Here is a 1,595-nt window from a genome sequence, read left to right on the forward strand (position 1 = left end):
CCGAAGCGGCGGCCCCGCCAGACGCCGGCCACGATCGCGGCGACGAGGAGGGTGAGGATCGCCGGGGTCACCCATCCCGGTGTCAGCTCGGCCAGGGTGGCCTCCGCGTCGCCGGGTTCGAGGTCGCTGTCGCCGAACGAGGGGACGTACCAGACGACGCGCTCGTGCTGACCGAGGAGGGCCAGGCCCAGCGCGGCGTTGCCGTTCTCCGCGAGGCGCTCGTTGGTGAGCAGGCGCGAGCCGTCGATGATCGCGCGGCGGCGGTCGCCCTCGTCGGCCACGAGAACGGCCGCCCCGGCATCGTCGGCGAAGCAGGCGGTGGCCCCGTCCGCGGGCTGGAAGAGCTGACCGGGCTCGATCTCGCCGACCCGGGCGAACTCCGGCAGGTCGCACGAGGCCGTCAGCGGGCCGGACGCGCTCCCTGCGGCGTAGTCGCCGAGCCCGAGAATGCGCAGCATCCGGGCGCTGCCGGTGAGCATCACGACGTCGTCCGCCTCGCCGATCAGCGTGCGCACGGCGTCGTCGGAGAGCGCGTACGGATCGGCCAGGACGAGCGTCGATCGCTCGTCCATCGTCTGCGCGGCCTCGATACGACTGCGGACCACGTCGACCTCCACCCCCTGGGCGCGGAGGATCTCGGCCAGAGCACGGGTGCCGCCGGGGCCGTTGCCCTCGGGGTCGAATCCCGTGCGCAGCCCGGGGCGCTGCGCCGCCACCTGGAGCGCGACCACCGCGACGCCGAGGAGGACGAGGACGATCAGGATCCACGCGAGCGCACGGGAGGCGCCGCCGCGCGTGCGGACGACCGTCGACGCCGTCGAGGCGTCCTGCGTCGTGCTGTCCTGCGCGGTGCTCATGCGGGAACCAGCTCCGGCCGCGCCGCCAGGAGGCGGGCGTCGGTGTCCGCGAGGTCGCGGTACCGCTCGGACGTGCCGGGGTGGCGGAGATACCGCACGTCGTCGAAGGACTCGGCCGCCCGCCGCAGCGCTTCGGCCTCCTCCGGGAACGCGACCGTCGCCTCCCGGGCGATGGTCTGCGCCGTCGCACCGGGCGCAGGCGCGATGAGGTCGCGCTCCTGCAGCGAGCGGGCGAGCGCGCGGTACCCCAGGACGACGGCCTCGTCCCAGTCTCCCGCGCGAGCGCTGCGCTCCGCGTCCGCACGCAGCTCTGCGGCGGAGCGGGCGTCCGTGCTGCCGAGGAGGTCCGTGGCGGCGCGGCGGGCGAACGACCGTCGCGGACGGCCCCAGAGGATGAGGACGATGACGAGCGCGGCGACGACGACGATGCAGACGAGGGTCAACGCCACAGGGCCGAGGTTCCCGCCGCCCTGCGGGGTGAACAGGTCGGCGAGGAACTCCGCCACGGCGCGGGCCCACTGGTCGAACAGCGTCGGTCGTGCCTCGGCGTACTCGGGTCGCGAGAGCTCCTGCTCCGCCCAGCGCTGGGCCTCGTCCCCGTCGGGGATGAGCGGGATCTGCAGGTGCACGCGGCTCATGCGCCGTCGGATCCCGGAGCCGTCCAGCGACGCTCGCCGTCGCGCGGCGCCCAGGGGCTGTCGTCGGTCGGCGGCAGCGGGGCGACCGGCGGTGCGGGGG

Annotated in this window: 2 protein-coding genes; both read right to left on the bottom strand. The window is 75.2% G+C overall.

Annotated features, from left to right (window positions below; genetic code table 11):
- Positions 1-857, bottom strand: an 857-nt coding sequence (locus MR1_RS19080; RefSeq protein WP_067250875.1) for a DUF4350 domain-containing protein, incomplete at its 3' end; no start/stop codon positions are given.
- Positions 854-1,495, bottom strand: coding sequence for a DUF4129 domain-containing protein (locus tag MR1_RS19085; RefSeq protein WP_067250878.1), 642 nt, complete (start codon positions 1,493-1,495; stop codon positions 854-856). The genes MR1_RS19085 and MR1_RS19080, both read right to left, overlap by 4 nt.
- Positions 1,496-1,595: the final 100 nt, after the last annotated feature.

It is taken from the genome of Microbacterium resistens NBRC 103078, assembly GCF_001552355.1.
GTDB classification, from domain to species: Bacteria; Actinomycetota; Actinomycetes; order Actinomycetales; family Microbacteriaceae; genus Microbacterium; species Microbacterium resistens.